This is a genomic window from Azospira sp. I09 (assembly GCF_009177135.1).
Lineage (GTDB): Bacteria > Pseudomonadota > Gammaproteobacteria > Burkholderiales > Rhodocyclaceae > Azospira > Azospira oryzae.
Genome location: NZ_AP021844.1, coordinates 975758 through 991723 on the forward strand (window position 1 = coordinate 975758; position 15966 = coordinate 991723).

Annotated in this window: 14 protein-coding genes; 9 read left to right on the top strand and 5 right to left on the bottom strand. The window is 67.2% G+C overall.

What is annotated here, in order from left to right:
- Together AZSP09_RS04535 and AZSP09_RS04540 are read right to left on the bottom strand one after the other, a co-directional pair.
- Complete coding sequence (locus AZSP09_RS04535) at window positions 1-693, bottom strand: hypothetical protein (protein WP_152089311.1); 693 nt, start codon at window positions 691-693, stop codon at window positions 1-3.
- 57 nt (window positions 694-750) lie between these two features.
- Window positions 751-2397: an electron transfer flavoprotein-ubiquinone oxidoreductase gene (locus tag AZSP09_RS04540; protein WP_130458383.1), complete on the bottom strand. Its 1647-nt coding sequence runs from the start codon at window positions 2395-2397 to the stop codon at window positions 751-753.
- A 114-nt stretch (window positions 2398-2511) separates the two neighbouring features.
- Here AZSP09_RS04540 and AZSP09_RS04545 point away from each other — a divergent pair, with 114 nt between their 5' ends.
- The gene (locus tag AZSP09_RS04545) at window positions 2512-2922 is read left to right on the top strand and encodes an acyl-CoA thioesterase (protein ID WP_130458382.1); all 411 of its coding nucleotides are present in this window, start codon (window positions 2512-2514) and stop codon (window positions 2920-2922) included.
- Window positions 2923-2987: 65 nt separating this feature from the next.
- Complete coding sequence (locus tag AZSP09_RS04550; protein WP_152089312.1) at window positions 2988-4958, top strand: acetoacetate--CoA ligase; 1971 nt, start codon at window positions 2988-2990, stop codon at window positions 4956-4958.
- A gap of 159 nt (window positions 4959-5117) precedes the next feature.
- On the opposite strand, the gene AZSP09_RS04555 is transcribed toward AZSP09_RS04550, so the two are convergent.
- Complete coding sequence (locus AZSP09_RS04555) at window positions 5118-5717, bottom strand: chemotaxis protein CheD (RefSeq protein WP_232058850.1); 600 nt, start codon at window positions 5715-5717, stop codon at window positions 5118-5120.
- Window positions 5718-6021: 304 nt separating this feature from the next.
- Complete coding sequence (locus AZSP09_RS04560) at window positions 6022-6609, bottom strand: TetR/AcrR family transcriptional regulator (RefSeq protein ID WP_172974693.1); 588 nt, start codon at window positions 6607-6609, stop codon at window positions 6022-6024.
- Between the two features lie 223 nt (window positions 6610-6832).
- Here AZSP09_RS04560 and AZSP09_RS19895 point away from each other — a divergent pair, with 223 nt between their 5' ends.
- The 7 genes from AZSP09_RS19895 to AZSP09_RS04595 all read left to right on the top strand — a co-directional run bounded on the left by AZSP09_RS19895 (window position 6833) and on the right by AZSP09_RS04595 (window position 13150).
- On the top strand, window positions 6833-7330 hold the full coding sequence (locus AZSP09_RS19895; RefSeq protein WP_172974694.1) for a phasin family protein: 498 nt from the start codon (window positions 6833-6835) through the stop codon (window positions 7328-7330).
- Between the two features lie 51 nt (window positions 7331-7381).
- The gene (locus AZSP09_RS04570; protein ID WP_197739051.1) at window positions 7382-9166 is read left to right on the top strand and encodes a PHA/PHB synthase family protein; all 1785 of its coding nucleotides are present in this window, start codon (window positions 7382-7384) and stop codon (window positions 9164-9166) included.
- A gap of 156 nt (window positions 9167-9322) precedes the next feature.
- Complete coding sequence (locus AZSP09_RS04575; RefSeq protein ID WP_014237347.1) at window positions 9323-9562, top strand: RNA recognition motif domain-containing protein; 240 nt, start codon at window positions 9323-9325, stop codon at window positions 9560-9562.
- A gap of 10 nt (window positions 9563-9572) precedes the next feature.
- Window positions 9573-10235: a paraquat-inducible protein A gene (locus AZSP09_RS04580; protein ID WP_197739052.1), complete on the top strand. Its 663-nt coding sequence runs from the start codon at window positions 9573-9575 to the stop codon at window positions 10233-10235.
- A complete protein-coding gene (locus AZSP09_RS04585; RefSeq protein ID WP_152089315.1) occupies window positions 10232-10897 on the top strand; it encodes a paraquat-inducible protein A in 666 nt (221 codons plus the stop codon). The genes AZSP09_RS04580 and AZSP09_RS04585 overlap by 4 nt, the downstream gene beginning before the upstream one ends.
- Window positions 10890-12461, top strand: coding sequence for a PqiB family protein (locus tag AZSP09_RS04590; RefSeq protein ID WP_152089316.1), 1572 nt, complete (start codon window positions 10890-10892; stop codon window positions 12459-12461). Before AZSP09_RS04585 ends, AZSP09_RS04590 begins: the two co-directional genes overlap by 8 nt.
- Window positions 12462-12475: 14 nt before the next feature.
- Window positions 12476-13150 carry a PqiC family protein gene (locus AZSP09_RS04595; protein WP_152089317.1) on the top strand — a complete coding sequence of 225 codons (675 nt, stop codon included), beginning with the start codon at window positions 12476-12478 and terminating at the stop codon, window positions 13148-13150.
- 112 nt (window positions 13151-13262) lie between these two features.
- Here the strand turns inward: AZSP09_RS04595 and pepN are convergent, their stop codons facing one another.
- Window positions 13263-15872, bottom strand: a complete 2610-nt coding sequence (pepN, locus tag AZSP09_RS04600; protein WP_152089318.1) for an aminopeptidase N — start codon at window positions 15870-15872, stop codon at window positions 13263-13265.
- Window positions 15873-15966: the final 94 nt, after the last annotated feature.

Sequence of the window (15966 nt, forward strand, 5' to 3'; positions counted from 1 at the left end):
TCAGAAGAAGCGATCCGGCGTCAGCCGCAGGCCCACGGAAAACCACTGGCTGTCCCGGCCCCCGTCCACCTGGCGGCCCACCGTGGCATCCACCTGGACCCGCTCGGGCACCACGAAAAAGCGTAGGCCGGTCTGCCAGTAGGGCTTGACCCGGTTGTCGCCGAAGGACTCGGCGATGAGGCTGGCCCGCTCATGCACCCACCATTCGCCCCCCAGGCCCCAGGTCAGGTTGTGACGCTGGCTGGCCCGATCCTTGAGCCAGCCCACATTGCTGTGCAGCACCACCCGGTCGTCGAGGAAGGAGAAGGAAGCCGGCAGGTAGGCGTAGGTATTGCCCAGCAGGTTGGGCCCCGCATTGACGCCCGGATGGGCGATCTTTCCCACCGCCAGACCCCAGCCCCAGCCGTTGCTTTCCAGGGGCTTGAAGAGGGTCTTGGCCTGCAGCACATAGTCGTCGCTGCGGGGAGCGTGGTCGTTGTGGGCCATGCCGGCCCCGGCGGTGATCTCGAAATTGCCGCCCGGATTGCAGGCCGGCAGCATCCACAGTTCCCGGCTCTGGGGATAGATGCGGGCCCAGCTTTCCAGCTGGCAGCTGCCGGCCGTGGTCAGCCGGGCATCGTCGGTGACGAAGGGTCGGGCGGCAAAGGCCAGGGAAGGCAACAGCAGGAACAGGGCAAGGCAACGGATGAACATAAAAAAAAGCGCCGTCTCGGGGACGGCGCATTTTAGGACAAGAAGGTGACCTTACGGTTACATATTGGGGTAGTTCGGCCCTTCGCCGCCCTGGGGCACCACCCAGGTGATGTTCTGGGTCGGGTCCTTGATGTCGCAGGTCTTGCAGTGCACGCAGTTCTGGGCGTTGATCTGCAGGCGGGGATTGGAGCCGTCGGCCTCCCGCAGGATTTCGTACACCCCGGCCGGACAGTAGCGTTGCTCGGGCGCGTCGTACTGGGCCAGGTTGACCTGGATCGGCACGGCAGCGTCCTTCAGCTGCAGGTGACAGGGCTCGTCTTCCTCGTGATTGGTGTTGGAGAGGAAGACGGAGGACAGCCGGTCGAAGGTGAGCACGCCGTCGGGCTTGGGATAGGCGATGGGGGTACAGTCCTTGGCCTTCTTCAGCTTGAGGTGGTCCGGACCGCTGTGGTGCAGGGTCCACGGCGCCTTGCCGCCGAAGAGCTTCTGATCCACGCCGAACATGAAGCCGCCCCAGTGCAGGCCCTTGCTCATCCAGGGCTTGAAGTTGCGGGCCTTGTACAGTTCCTCGTAGAGCCAGGAGGCCTTGAACTTCTCCGGATAGGCGGTCAGTTCATCAAAGCTGCGCTCGGCGGCCAGGGCCTCGAAACAGGCTTCGGCGGCCAGGGAACCGCTCTTGATGGCGCAGTGGGAACCCTTGATGCGGGAGGCGTTGAGGAAGCCGGCATCGTCGCCGATCAGCACGCCGCCGGGGAAGGTCAGCTTGGGCAGGGACTGCAGGCCGCCGGCGGTGATGGCCCGGGCGCCGTAGGAGACGCGCTTGCCGCCTTCGAGGAATTCGCGGATCTTCGGATGGGTCTTGAAGCGCTGCATCTCCTCGTAGGGAGACAGGTGGGGATTGTCGTAACCCAGGCCGACGACGAAGCCGACGGAAACCAGATTGTCTTCCATATGGTAGAGGAAGCCGCCGCCGTAGGTGTCGTTGTCCATGGGCCAGCCGCCGGTGTGCACCACCAGGCCGGTCTGGTGCTTCTCGGGCTTGATCTCCCACAGTTCCTTGATGCCGATGCCGTACACCTGGGGATCGGCGTCGGAAGCCAGGTTGAACTTGGCCTGGACCTGCTTGCCCAGGTGGCCGCGACAGCCTTCGGCGAAAAGGGTGTACTTGGCATGCAGCTCCATGCCCAGCTGGAAGGCGGGGCCTTCGCTGCCGTCCTTCAGGCGGCCCATGTCGCCGGTGGCCACACCCTTGACGGAGCCGTCCTCGTTATAGAGCACTTCGGCGCCGGCAAAGCCCGGGTAGATTTCCACGCCCAGGTTTTCGGCCTGCTGGCCCAGCCAGCGACAGACGTTGCCGAGGGAGATGACGTAGTTGCCTTCGTTGTGGAAACAGCCGGGCAGGAGGCCGTTGGGCACCTGCCAGCCGCCGTCCTCGGAGAGGATGAAGAAGCGGTCTTCGGAGACCGGGGCATTGAGGGGAGCGCCCTGCTCCTTCCAGTCGGGGATCAGCTCGGTCAGGGCCTTGGGGTCCATCACCGCGCCGGACAGAATGTGGGCCCCGATTTCGGAGCCCTTTTCGATCAGGCAGACACCGCATTCCTGCCCGTTGGCGGCCGCCAGCTGCTTCAGGCGGATCGCCGCCGCCAGACCGGCCGGGCCGCCGCCGACGATCAGCACATCGTATTCCATGGATTCGCGTTGCATGTCCTCGCTCCGTTCAGATTGTTGTTATGGGATTGTTACAAGCCAAAATTTGCGAATACTATACGCTAACGTATGGTAGCGTTTCAATCACCCCAAACCACACAAGAAAATACCATGGAGACAAAACGTAAACTCATCCTCACCAGCCATATCCCCATCCGCTGGGGCGACATGGATGCCTACGGGCATGTGAACAACACGGTGTACTTCCGCTACATGGAACAAGCCCGCTGCGAATGGCTGGAACAGTTGGGCTATACCGTCGGCCCGGTGGGCGAAGGCCCGGTCATTGTCAATGCCTCCTGTACCTTCCTGCTGCCCCTGACCTACCCGGGCACGGTGGAGGTCAAGCTCTTCGCCGGCCATCCCGGGCGCTCCTCCATTCCCACCCATTACGAACTGCGCCTGGTGGGGGACGACACCCTCTACGCCACCGGCGAATCCAAGGTGGTGTGGATCGACACCGGCAGCGGCAAGTCGGCCCCCATTCCGGAAAGCCTGCGGGCCAGCCTGCAAGACCTCTAGATCCCGGCAGCACCCGGAGACGGGGGCAACGTACCTCCGTCTCCCATAAAAACGATGGAGACAAGATGAACACCGCCCACGATCTGCTGTGGCGGCCCGGCCCCGAACGGGTAGCCGCCGCCAACCTCACCCGCTTCATGGGCGCCGCCAGCCAGGCGGCCGCCGCTCCCCTCAACGATTACGACGCCCTCTGGCAATGGTCCGTGGACCAGCCCGCCGCCTTCTGGTCCCTGCTGTGGGACTTCTGCGGCGTGGTGGGTGACAAGGGCGGCACCGTCCTCGAAGACGGCGACAAAATGCCCGGCGCCCGCTGGTTCCCGCAAGGCCGTCTCAACTACGCGGAAAACCTGCTGCGTTTCAGCGGCCCGGAAGACGCCCTGGTCTTCTGGGGCGAGGACAAGGTCAAGCGCCACCTCTCCCGGGATGAACTGCGAGCCCAGGTCTCCCGCTTCCAGCAGTTCCTTGAGGACGCCGGCGTGCAGCCCGGGGACCGGGTGTCGGGCTACCTGCCCAACCTGCCGGAGACCCTGATCGCCATGCTGGCCGCCGCCTCGCTCGGCGCCATCTGGTCCTCCGCCTCGCCGGACTTCGGCGTTCAGGGCGTGCTGGACCGCTTCGGCCAGATCGGCCCCAAGGTCCTGGTCTGCGTGGACGGCTACTGGTACAACGGCAAGGCCGTGGATTGCCTGGCCAAGAACGCCGAGGCCGCCGCCCAGCTGCCGACCCTGGAGAAGGTGGTGGTGGTGCCCTACCTGGCCGCCACACCCGATATCGGCGCCATCCCCAAGGCCGTGACCTGGGATCAGGCCCTGGCGCCCTTCTCCGCCACGGCGCCGGCCTTTGCCCGCCTGCCTTTCAGCCATCCCCTCTTCATCATGTATTCCTCGGGCACCACCGGCGTGCCCAAGTGCATCGTCCATTGCCACGGCGGCGCCGTGCTGCAGCATTTGAAGGAACATCAGCTGCAGGGCGACGTGAAGCCCGGCGACCGGGTCTTCTACTTCACCACCTGCGGCTGGATGATGTGGAACTGGCTGGTCTCGGGCCTGGCTTCCGGCGCCACCCTACTGCTCTACGACGGCAGCCCCTTTGCTGATCAGGGCAAGGCTCTCTTTGACTACGCCGACGCCGAAGCCATGACCCACTTCGGCACCTCGGCGAAGTTCATTGATGCTGCCGCCAAGATGGGCCTCAAGCCCCGGGAGACTCACCAGCTGCAAGCCCTGCGCGCCCTCTTCTCCACCGGCAGCCCCCTGAGCCCGGAAGGCTTCGACTACGTGTACCGGGACATCAAGCCGGAACTGCAGCTGGCCTCCATTTCCGGCGGCACCGACATCATTTCCTGCTTCGTCTTAGGCGCCCCCACCCTGCCCGTCTACCGTGGCGAAATCCAGTGCCGGGGACTGGGCATGGCGGTGGAGGTGTTCGACGACGACGGCAACCCGGTGCGCCGGCAAAAGGGCGAACTGGTATGCACCAAGCCCTTCCCGGTGATGCCCGTGGGCTTCTGGAACGACCCCGACGGGGCCAAGTACCACGCCGCCTACTTCGAGCGCTTCCCCAACGTCTGGTGCCACGGCGACTTCGCCGAGCTGACCGAGCACAACGGCATGGTCATCTACGGCCGCTCCGATGCCACCCTCAACCCGGGAGGCGTACGCATCGGCACGGCGGAAATCTACCGGCAGGTGGAACAGCTGGAGGAAGTGGTGGAATCCCTGGTCATCGGCCAGGACTGGCCCCCGGGCAAGTACGACGACGTGCGGGTGGTGCTCTTCGTGAAATTGCGCGACGGCCTCACCCTGGACGACGCCCTGAGCGTGCGCATCAAGGAGCAGATCCGCCGCAACACCACGCCGCGCCACGTGCCGGCCAAGGTGGTGCAGGTGCGGGACATTCCCCGCACCAAGAGCGGCAAGATCGTGGAACTGGCGGTGCGCAACGTGGTGCACCAGCGGTCGGTGAAGAACGTCGAGGCCCTGGCCAATCCGGAAGCCCTGGAAGAGTTCCGGGAACGGCCGGAACTGGCCAGCTGAGAGAAAGCCACCCGGGGGCAGCGGCAACGCGGCGCCAGCCCCCGGACCGGCCCCGGAGGGCTCCCCTCATGGCACCTGGTCTGGAAAGCAGCAGGGACGCGGCAAACGGAGGATGATGCCGCAAGATGGCCGTCCCCCGGGCCTCCCAGGGCATGGGCTTCAGAACAGCTCGATTTTCCTGCCTGCCGGCGGTGCCGGCTTGGAGAGGCTGTTCGCGTAGGCCTCTTCCTCCCGGCTGACCTGGGCGACGATGCTCTGGGTCACCGGCATGCGCATGCAGAAGGCGTCGCCCGTGCCCGGCACGAACACCACCTTGCGCGACCAGGGGCCCAGCACGTCGGAAGCCAGCACCGGAATGTTTTCCCGCTGCAGCCACTCGGTGGCGAATTCCACATTGCGTTCGCCGATGGAGGTGAGGATGGCGGAAACGATGTTGCCGCCGCCGAACATCTTGGCCACCAGCCGCCGCTTCTGGCCGCCCTGGGCCAGCAGGGCATTGACCAGCACTTCCATGGAATAGTCGCCGGAGAGGATGGTGTCCGGGTCCAACTCCCGGTCCTTGCCCCGGCTGGGCAGGAGGAAGTGGTTCATGCCGCCGATCTTCAGCTGGGGATCGAACAGGCACACCGCCACACAGGACCCCAGCAGGGTGGAAATGGGCCGCCCCCCGGCCACGGACCAGCCGCCGGGACGGATCACATGGGCAATGCGATCCAGTTCCTTGCCGGTCATCTTGGAATAGTCGGGGGTGGGAGTCACGGGGCCTGCACGCTGAAAAAAGAAAACAGGGCCAGAAGGTATATCAGATATGACCGCCAGCATAGGCAGAAATTCCGCATGGGGCGGCCTTCCACCACCGTCGGCCCGTCTGCCGCCCCGTATGCCACCCGGGAAAAAGGAATCGTCGCCGGCCTAAAAAAGCATCGACAAATATTCCAATGCCATCTATTAATAGAAATGGGCGCTGCAGTACCGACTCCCCCGGGCGCTCCGAACAGAGCCTGCACGTAGGCTCCCCCTTGACCGGACGGATTCCATCGTCCGGTATTTTTTTGCCCGTGCCTCAGGCCGGGTCGGCCAGCAGGCCGCGGTAGAGATGGGCCTTGATCTCCGCCAGGTCCATCTCCGCCGAACCCAGCCGGGGCAGGACGTCGCGGAAGGCCAGGATCATCGCCATGGCCCCGAAAATGCCGACGTGGAACAGCACCGGGTCGGAAGGACGCAGCACCCCTGCCTCCATGGCCTCCAGCCAGAAGGGCAGCAAACCATCGCAGGAAGGACGTAGCAGGCGGGCCACCAGGAAGTCGCGGCGCTCTCCCGGCAGCGGCATCTCGCGCATGATCAGCATGGTCACGGCAGGCCGCTCGATGAGCTTTTGCACGAACACGTCCAGCACCCGGGTGACCCGCTCGGCGATGGGCCAATCCCCTTCCATCAGCGGCACCAGCTCATGGCTCAGGGACTGCTGGAAATCGGCCGCCATGGATTCCACCACCGCCTGCCACAGCCCCTCCTTGGAGCCGAAGTGGTGGAAGATCATGGCCACGTCGAAGCCCGCCGAGACGGCAATGGCCCGCAGGCTGGCGCCGGCGAAACCGAGTTCGGAGAAAGCCAGCAAGGCGGCGGCCAGCAGCTTTTCGCGGCTGTCCACATCGGTGCTGCGGGGGCGCCCGGGACGGCGCGGGGATGAAGGTGGCGGGCTCATATTCGGAGCGCAAAGATATCACGTTCGGCCAGGCACAGACGGTTACAAAGAGCCCCTTGTCATTATTAAACGATCGCTGAATAATGGATGGACCCGGGGCCGGCCTGCAAATGGCCGACCATCAGGCTCCGGGACGGTTTTCCATCCAATCAAAGAACAGGAGTCACCCATGTCAGAAAAGCTGAACTTCGCCTCCTTGGCCTCGCTTTCCCAGGCCAACAACGCCTTGGCCACCTCCTTCCTGGGGGCCACCCAGGTCTATTTCGACACCATCCAGAACCTGGCCGAACTCAATTTCGGCGCCGTGCGGCAAATGCTGGAAGACGAGGCGGCGGGCTACAAGCAACTGCTCGGCAGCACCAGCGTCCAACAGGCGGTGGATATCCAGACCGGCCTGGCCCATACCCTGCTGAAAAACGGCACCGCCTATGCCCAGGCCGCCTACGAGCTGACCACGACCGCCGCCGGAGAACTGGCCCCCGTCATGCAAAGTCAATATGTAGAATGGCAGGCAGCCGTGGAGGATGGCGCCCGCCAGACCGCCGCCACCCTGCCCTTCGGCAAGGACCTGGCCCTGGCCGCCATCAAGCAGGGTGGCGCCCTGACCCAATCGCTGCAGCAGTTCGCCGCCGCCATGCCGAAAGCGGCCGCAAAAAGCAAAAAATGATGTTCTTCCCGGGGGCCGCCAGCGGCCCCCGCCCGATAGAAAGGAGACCCCATGCCCCCCGCCGTCGCCACCTCTTCCCTCCTGCCCCTGATCTCCCCGGCCGCCCAGGTGCTGACGCCCCTGCAGGCCGACAGCGCCACCCAGCGCCTGGATCAGCACGTGCACGCCACCATCGCCCAGCTCACCAACTCCCTCTCGCCCCTCACCCTGGCCATGGCCATGATCGACTGGGCCGGGCATCTGGCCGTCTCCCCCGGCAAACAGCTGGAACTGCTCAAGCTGGCGGCGACGGAAGCTGCCGCCCTGCAGGCGGCCCAGCTTTCCATGCTCAACGAGGGGCCGGACTTCGTCGCCCCCTGGAGTACCGACCGCCGCTTCAAGGAAGATGCCTGGCACCGCTGGCCCTTCAATGTCATGCAGCAGTCCTTCCTCCTCACCGAGCGCTGGTGGAAGGCGGCGACCCACGGCATCTGGGGGGTCTCCGCCCACCACGAACGCATCGTCTCCTTCGCCGCCCGGCAGATTCTTGACCTGCTCTCCCCCGGCAACAGCCCCCTCACCAATCCGGTGGTGCTCGAACACACCATCCGCGAAGGCGGCCAGAACCTGTGGCGCGGCATGGCCCATCTGCAGGAGGACCTGCAACGGGCCATGAACAACGAGCCCCCCGCCGGCAGCGAGGATTACGTGGTAGGCCGGGACGTGGCGATCACCCCGGGCAAGGTGGTGGCCCGCACCCGGCTGATGGAACTGATCCAGTACTCCCCCACCACCGCCAAGGTCCATCCCGAGCCCATCCTCATCGTGCCGGCCTGGATCATGAAGTACTACATCCTGGACCTCTCGCCCCACAACTCCCTGATCAAGTTCCTGGTGGACCAGGGCCATACCGTCTTCTGCATTTCCTGGCGCAATCCGGACGAGGAAGACCGGGACCAGGGCATGGACGATTACCTGGAAAACGGCTTCTTCGCCGCCCTGCAGGCCATCAACGACATCGTACCCAAGCGCCGGGTGCACGCCACCGGCTACTGCCTGGGGGGCACCCTGCTGGCGATTGCCGCCGCCGCCATGGCCCGGGACGGGGACGAGCGCCTGGCCTCCATCACGCTCCTGGCCGCCCAGACCGACTTCACCGAGCCGGGGGAGCTGGCCCTCTTCATCGACGACAGCCAGATCAGCCTGCTCGAGGCCCAGATGGCGGAAAAGGGCTACCTCTCCGCCGGCCAGATGGCGGGCGCCTTCCAGCTGCTGCGCTCCTACGACCTGCTGTGGTCGCGCATGGTGAGCCAGTACCTGCTGGGCGAACGGAGCGCCATGAACGACCTCATGGCCTGGAATGCGGACACCACCCGCATGCCGGCCCGCATGCACAGCCAGTACCTGCGCCAGCTGTTCCTCAACGACGACCTCAGCGAAGGCCGCTACCAGGTCGGCGGCCGGCCCGTGTCCCTGGGCGACATCACCATCCCCATCTTTGCCGTAGGCACGGAAAGCGACCACGTGGCACCCTGGCGCTCGGTGCACAAGATCCACTACCTGAGCCCGGCCGAAGTCACCTTCGTCCTCACCAGCGGCGGCCACAACGCCGGCATCGTCAGCGAACCCGGCCACCCGCGCCGCCACTACCGCCTCCACACCCGGCCCGCCGGCGAGGTGTACGTGGCCCCCGAGCAATGGCTGGCGGAAACGCCCACCCGGGAAGGCTCCTGGTGGACCGCCTGGCAGGAATGGCTGGCGGCCCGTTCCGCCGCCCCCGCAGCGCCGGCCAAGACCGGCTCCAAGCGCTATCCGCCCCTGGAAGACGCGCCCGGCAGCTACGTCCTGCTGAAGTAGGCAGCCGGCTCCGGGGCTGCGCTCCCGCCGCCCCCGCCGCGCTGCGGGTAATATGCCATCAGGCCCCCGGACGACCGCCCGGCCTGGCGGCCCGCCCCGGAGCGCCGCCGGGCGCCCCTGACAAGCGCCACCCTTCCACCAGCCCCTGGACTTCCGATGAAAAAGATCATGTTCTCCGGCCTCCCCGCCGACGTCAGCGAAAGCGGACTGCGTCAGGCCCTGGCGCGCTTCGGCCCCGTCGGCGAGATCGCCATCGTCCGCGACGGCGACCCGCAACAGCCCATCGCCATCGTCGAGATGCGCATCACCGACCAGGCCGCCTTCGACCTCACCACCCGCATCACCGACATCTGGCACGACGGCCGGCGCATCAACGCCTGGGTGTTGCTGCACTGAAACGCGCCCCATGCCTGCACCGCCGAGCGAGGCCGCCATGCCCGCCGCCCCCCTCACCGCCTGCCACGAGTGCGACATGCTGCTGCAGCCGGTGGCCCTGACGCTGCCCCGCAGCCGGGCCCACTGCCCCCGCTGCGGCGCCCGCCTCTACAGCTTCCACCGGGACCGGCTGGAGAAAATCCTGGCCCTGACCCTGGCGGCCCTGGTGCTGCTGCTCACTGCCAACCTGTACCCCATCGTCGGCCTCAACATCCAGGGCAACTACACCGAAACCACCGTCATCGGTGCCGTCCGGCACCTCTGGCAGGATGGCCGGGAGGCCCTGGGCGGCCTGGTGCTGCTGACCACGGTGCTGATGCCGGCCATCGAGCTGGGCGCGGTGCTGTGGCTGGTGCTGCCCCTGTGGCAGGGCCGCCGCTCGCCGGCCTTCGCCCCGGTCTTTCGCGCCTTCCGCCTGGCCCATCCCTGGGCCATGGTGGAAGTGTTCATCCTCGGCGTCCTGGTTTCCCTGGTGAAGCTGGCCCATCTGGCCGACGTGCTGCCGGGGCCTGCCATCTGGTGCTTCGGCGGCCTCATGCTGCTGCTGGCCGCCCTGGCCGGCCTGCTCGACGGCCATACCCTGTGGCAGGCCTGGGACGAGGCGCATCCGGACGACGGGGCCAAGCCGGCATGAGCCGCCGCCATACCGCCGCCAGCCAAGGGCTCGCCGTCTGCGAGGTATGCGGCCAGCTGGCTTCCCTGGAACAGCACGAACACTGCCCCCGCTGCCAGGCGCCCCTGCACCTGCGCAAGCCGGACAGCCTGGCCCGCACCTGGGCCCTAATGCTGGCCGCCTACGTGCTCTACCTGCCGGCCAACCTGCTGCCCATCATGGAGACCCGCTCCCCCTTCGGCACCCAGCACGACACCATCATGAGCGGGGTGGTGGTGCTGTGGGATACGGGCTCCTGGGAACTGGCCCTGGTGGTCTTCTGTGCCAGCATCGTGCTGCCCATGCTCAAGCTCTTTTCCCTCACTTACCTGCTGCTCAGCGTGCATCGCGGCTCCCACCGCAACACCCGGCAGCGGGCCCGGCTCTACCGGCTGCTGGAACTGATCGGCCGCTGGTCCATGCTGGACGTCTACGTGGTCACCCTGCTGGTGGCCCTGGTCCAGGTCCAGTCCCTCGCCATCATTTCCCCCGGCCCCGGGGTGGTGGCCTTCGGCGCCGTGGTGGTGCTGAGCATGCTCGCCACCATGGCCTTCGACCCGCGCCTCATCTGGGACCGGGCCGTTCCCCAGACCGTACCCCCTGACACTTCTGCCGCCTCCGCCGAGGAACACCGCCATGCCTGACGACACGCCCCTGCCCGCCGCCGAGACGGTCCGCGTCACCCCGCCCCGCCGCCGCCCCACCCTGGTGTGGATCATCCCCCTGCTGGCGGTGGCCCTCAGCCTGGGCCTGGGCATCAAGGCCCTGCTCGAGCGGGGGCCCCAGATCACCCTGCAGTTCGCCCGGGCCGAAGGTCTGGAGGCCAACAAGACCCGCCTCAAGTACAAGGACGTGGATATCGGCACGGTGACGGACATCACCCTGAGCCCGGACCGCAGCTCGGTCCAGGTCAAGGTCCAGGTGAATAACAGCGCCAAGGGCCTGCTGGTGGAGGACAGCCGCTTCTGGGTGGTGCGGCCCCGGGTCACCGTGGGCGGCGTTTCCGGCCTCGCCACCCTGCTCTCCGGGGTACATATCGCCATCGACCCGGGCCAATCCGGCAGCGACGCCCGGGAATTCGTCGGCCTGGAGGAGCCGCCGGCCATCACCAGCGACACCCGGGGCAGCCAGTTCAAGCTCAGCAGCGACACCCTGGGTTCCCTCGACATCGGCGCCCCGGTCTATTACCGACGCATGCCGGTGGGCCGGGTCATCGGCTACGCCATGCAGCCCGATGGCCGCGGCGTCGATGTGCAGATTTTCGTGGATGCCCCCTACGACCGCTTCGTCAGCCCCAATTCCCGCTTCTGGCACGCCAGCGGCGTCGATGTGGCCATGGACGCGGACGGGGTCAAGCTCAACATGCAGTCCGTGCTCAGCCTGATGCTGGGCGGCGTCGCCTTCTCCAGCCCGGAAGGGGAGCCCGGCGAGACGCCGGCAGCGGCCCCCGCCGCCAGCACCTTCGTCCTCCATCCGGACCAGGCCACGGCCCAGCGCATTCCCGACAGCAGCTACCAGAAGTACGTGCTCATCTTCCGCGAATCGGTGCGGGGCCTGACGGTGGGCGCCCCGGTGGATTTCCGCGGCATCACCGCCGGCGAGGTGTCCCGCATCGACCTGGATTTCGACCAGACCACCAAGAACTTTTCCATGGCGGTGGAGATCAAGCTCTACCCGGAACGCCTCAGTCGCCGCAGCCGCGGCATGGGCAACGCGGAACCCAGCCGCAAGGACATCCGGGAAGTGCTCAACGCCATGGTGGCCCGGGGCTTCCGCGCCCAGCTGCGCACCGGCAACATCGTCAGCGGCCAGCGCTACGTGGCCCTGGACTACTTCCCCAACGCCAAGCCCGCCGCCATGCGCTGGGGCAAGGGCATTGCCGAACTGCCGACCCAGCCCGGCAGCCTGGACTCCCTGCAGGACCAGCTGGAAACCATCGCCACGACTCTGCAGCACACCCTGCAGCACACGGACAAGCTGATCACCCGCCTGGACCGGGAAGTGGTGCCGGAACTGGCCGACACCCTGCGCGATGCCCGCAAGGCCCTGGACCAGGCCAACAAGGTCCTGGCCAGCGACGCCCCGATGCAGCAGGAACTGCGCGACACCCTGCGGGAAGTGGGCCGGGCCGCCAGCGCCGTGCGCAACCTGGCGGAGCTGCTGGAACGCCAGCCCGAAGCCCTGCTCAAGGGCAAGAAGGACGATTGAGAGGATTGAGAGAAATGCCGACCATGCCCACGCGCCGCCCCATCGCCGCCCCTTCTACCCTTTCCGCCTTCGCCGCCGCCCGGCGCGGCGCCCTCGCCATCCTGGGCACCGCCCTGCTCCTGGCGGCCTGCGGCACCACGCCCAAGGCCAGCCTCTACACCCTGGACGACGGCCGCCCCGGCGGCCAGGGCAACGGCCCCAGCGTGCTGCTGCTCAGCGCCAGCCTGCCCGAATTGCTGGACCGGCCCCAGCTGGTGCTGCGGGGCCCGAACCAGCGCATCTCGCTCAGCGAACAGCAGCGCTGGGCCGAGCCCCTGCGCAGCGGCATCGCCCGCAGCATCGCCGCCGACCTGGGACGCCTGCTGGCCTCCTCCCGGGTGGCGGCCCTGCCCAACGGCGCCCCCCATTTCGACGCCGACTTCCGCCTCACCCTGCACGTGCAGCGCCTGGAGGCCCAGGTGGGCCGGGGCGTCGATCTGGATCTGCTGTGGACCCTGCAGCCGCGGCAAGGCAAGGAGCTGCTCGGCCGCAGCCAGGTGCATGAGCCGCTGGCGGCGGGGAACGAAACCATGACGGGCGACGGTGGCGCCGCCGCCCTGGTAGCGGCCCAGCGCCGGGCTCTCAGTCAGGCCGCCGCCGAGATAGCCGCGGCCATCCGGAGCCAGCCCCTGCCGGCTGCAGCCCAATAGGGACGGCCACCTTCAGGCACGGCAGGCCGGGAACAAGGCGCCATGCGCCTTCCCGGCCACCCTCTTTTTCAAGCCGCCACCTTGCTGGGCGGCGGCCCCGACTATCCCCGCCTTAACCCAGGGCCCGGGTGACGATCTCGAACACGTCCCGGGACAGACCGGGATGGTCCCGCAGACTTTCCAGGGCCGCCCGGCTGTGGGCCTGGCGGCCGGCGTCGAACTTCTTCCAGCGATCGAAGCAGCGAGCCAGGCGGGAAGCCACCTGGGGATTGCGGGCGTCCAGGGCCTTGATCTGCTCGGCGAAGAAACGATAGCCGGCGCCGTCGGCGGCGTGGAAGCGCACCAGGTTGGCGCCGAAGGTGCGCAGCAGGGCATAAACCTTGTTGGGATTGCCCAAGTCGAAGGCCGCGTGGCCGGTGAGACGCTGCACCGTAGCCAGGGTGTCGGGCTGGCGGCTGGAGGACTGCACCGCCAGCCATTTATCGACCACCAGGGCCTCAGACTGCCAGCGCTGGTAGAAGGCGGCCAGGGCCGTCTCCCGCTCGGGACAGTCGCCCAGCACGTTGGCCAGGGCGGCCAGGGCGGCAAACTGGTCGGTCATGTTGTCCGCGTCCTCGAACTGGCGCACGGCCAGCTGGCGCATGCCGGCGGTGTTGAATTCCAGCAGGTAGGAGAGGCACAGGTTGCGCAGGGCGCGGCGGCCCGCATCCTCGGCACTGGGCTGGTAGGGGCCGCTGGGGGCTAGTTCCGCATAGACAGCAGCCAGCTCGGCCCGCAGGCCCTCGGCCAGGGAGAGGCGCAGATGGTTGCGGGCGGCGTGCAGGGCATCCGGATTCACCTCCTCCAGCATCTCGGCCAGGGTGGCCTCGCCGGGCAGGGTCAGGGCTTCGGCGACGAAGGCGGCGCCGGCCTCTTCATGGCTACTGAGCAGGCGGCGGGCGGCGGCGATGAAGCCTTCCGGCACCACCGGCGCCTTACCGGCGGCGATGGCCGCGGTGGCTTCCAGGATCAGGCGGGAGGCCAGGCGCTGGCCCGCTTCCCAGGCGTTGAAGGGGTCGCTGTCGTGGGCCAGCAGCAGGGTCAGGTCGGCATCGCTGTAGGCGAAATCCAGCACCACCGGGGCGGAGAAGTCCCGCAGCAGGGAAGGCACCGGAGCCTCCGCCACTTCCTCGAAATCGAAGCGCTGGGTGCTCTCGGTGAGCAGCAGGGTGCGGCTGTGGCCGGCCAGTTCCTGGCCCTGGCGATCAAACAGGGCGACGCGGATGGGGATCAGGTAGGGTGCATTGTCCGAAGCCTTGGGATTGCTCTGGGTGAAGCTCAGACTGTAGCGCTTGGCCGCGGCATCGTAGGCAGCCTCGGCCTTGACCTGGGGCGTGCCGGGCTGGCTGTACCAGCGCATGAACTGGGTGAAGTCGAAGCCCGAGGCTGCCGCCATGGCGGCGACGAAATCGTCGCAGGTGACGGCCTGACCGTCGTGGCGGCGGAAGTATTCGTCCATGCCGGCGCGGAAGGCTTCGCGGCCGATCAGGGTCTGGATCATGCGCACCACCTCGGCACCCTTTTCATAGACCGTGGCGGTGTAGAAGTTGTTGATCTCCATGTAGGAGGCGGGGCGCACCGGGTGGGCCATGGGGCCGGCGTCCTCGGGGAACTGGGCGGCGCGCAGGCCGCGCACCTCGCGGATGCGGGCGGTGGTGGGGTTGTGCAGATCGGCGCCGAATTCCTGGTCGCGGAAAACGGTGAGGCCTTCCTTCAGGGAGAGCTGGAACCAGTCCCGGCAGGTGACCCGGTTGCCGGTCCAGTTGTGGAAGTACTCGTGGGCCACGACCCGGTCGATGTTCTCGAAATCCACGTCGGTGGCCACGTCGGCCCTGGCCAGCACGTATTTGGTGTTGAAGATGTTGAGGCCCTTGTTCTCCATGGCCCCCATGTTGAAGTCGCCCACGGCGACGATCATGTAGTGGTCCAGGTCGCATTCCAGGCCGAAGCGCTGCTCGTCCCAGACCATGGACTTCTTCAGGGCCAGCATGGCGTGGGGGCACTGGTCCAGCTTGCCCGGCTCCACGTAGATGGCCAGCTGCACCGTGCGGCCGCTGGCGGTGGTGAAGGTGTCGCGCAGCACGTCCAGCTTGCCGGCGACGACGGCGAAGAGGTAGCAGGGTTTCTTGAAGGGGTCCTGCCAGCGGGCCCAGTGACGCCCATCGGCCTCGTCGCCGCTGGCGACGGGATTGCCGTTGGCCAGCAGCACCGGCAGGGCCGACTTGTCGGTGTGCAGGGTGACGGTGAAGGTGGCCATGACGTCGGGCCGGTCCGGGAACCAGGTGATGCGGCGGAAGCCCTGGGCTTCGCACTGGGTGAAGTAGCCGTCGGCGGAGCGGTAGAGGCCGGAGAGCTGGGTGTTCTTTTCCGGCACGATGCGCACCACGGTCTGCAGGGTGAACTGCTCGGGCACCGTAGGGATGGTCAGGGTTTCGGCTGCCACCGTGTATTCGCCGGCTGCCAGCGTCCGGCCGTCGATGGCGACCGATACGGTTTCCAGCTCTTCGCCATCCAGCACCAGGGCCTGGGCCCCGGCGCCCGCCGGATTGCGGCGACAGGCCAGGGTGGCGGTGACGGTGGTGCTGCCGGGGCGGATGTCCACATCCAGGCCCACCGTGTCCACCAGATAGGCGGGCGGGGTGTAGTCCTTCAGGTAAATGGTCTGGGGCGTTTCGGTTTTCATGGTCGGCGGGGGCCGCGAGCGCAGCCGCGAAAATGGGGAACAGGCGGCAATGATACGCCAGCCCTCCGCCGCCCCCGGAGCGTCACACAGATTA

What these genes read in the sequence shown, in the direction of transcription:
- AZSP09_RS04535 (WP_152089311.1), bottom strand. Translation starts at nt 693, where the DNA reads ATGTTCATCCGTTGCCTTGCCCTGTTCCTGCTGTTGCCTTCCCTGGCC.
- AZSP09_RS04540 (WP_130458383.1), bottom strand. Translation starts at nt 2,397, where the DNA reads ATGCAACGCGAATCCATGGAATACGATGTGCTGATCGTCGGCGGCGGC.
- AZSP09_RS04545 (WP_130458382.1), top strand. Translation starts at nt 2,512, where the DNA reads ATGGAGACAAAACGTAAACTCATCCTCACCAGCCATATCCCCATCCGC.
- AZSP09_RS04550 (WP_152089312.1), top strand. Translation starts at nt 2,988, where the DNA reads ATGAACACCGCCCACGATCTGCTGTGGCGGCCCGGCCCCGAACGGGTA.
- AZSP09_RS19895 (WP_172974694.1), top strand. Translation starts at nt 6,833, where the DNA reads ATGTCAGAAAAGCTGAACTTCGCCTCCTTGGCCTCGCTTTCCCAGGCC.
- AZSP09_RS04570 (WP_197739051.1), top strand. Translation starts at nt 7,382, where the DNA reads ATGCCCCCCGCCGTCGCCACCTCTTCCCTCCTGCCCCTGATCTCCCCG.
- AZSP09_RS04575 (WP_014237347.1), top strand. Translation starts at nt 9,323, where the DNA reads ATGAAAAAGATCATGTTCTCCGGCCTCCCCGCCGACGTCAGCGAAAGC.
- AZSP09_RS04580 (WP_197739052.1), top strand. Translation starts at nt 9,573, where the DNA reads ATGCCTGCACCGCCGAGCGAGGCCGCCATGCCCGCCGCCCCCCTCACC.
- AZSP09_RS04585 (WP_152089315.1), top strand. Translation starts at nt 10,232, where the DNA reads ATGAGCCGCCGCCATACCGCCGCCAGCCAAGGGCTCGCCGTCTGCGAG.
- AZSP09_RS04590 (WP_152089316.1), top strand. Translation starts at nt 10,890, where the DNA reads ATGCCTGACGACACGCCCCTGCCCGCCGCCGAGACGGTCCGCGTCACC.
- AZSP09_RS04595 (WP_152089317.1), top strand. Translation starts at nt 12,476, where the DNA reads ATGCCGACCATGCCCACGCGCCGCCCCATCGCCGCCCCTTCTACCCTT.
- pepN (WP_152089318.1), bottom strand. Translation starts at nt 15,872, where the DNA reads ATGAAAACCGAAACGCCCCAGACCATTTACCTGAAGGACTACACCCCG.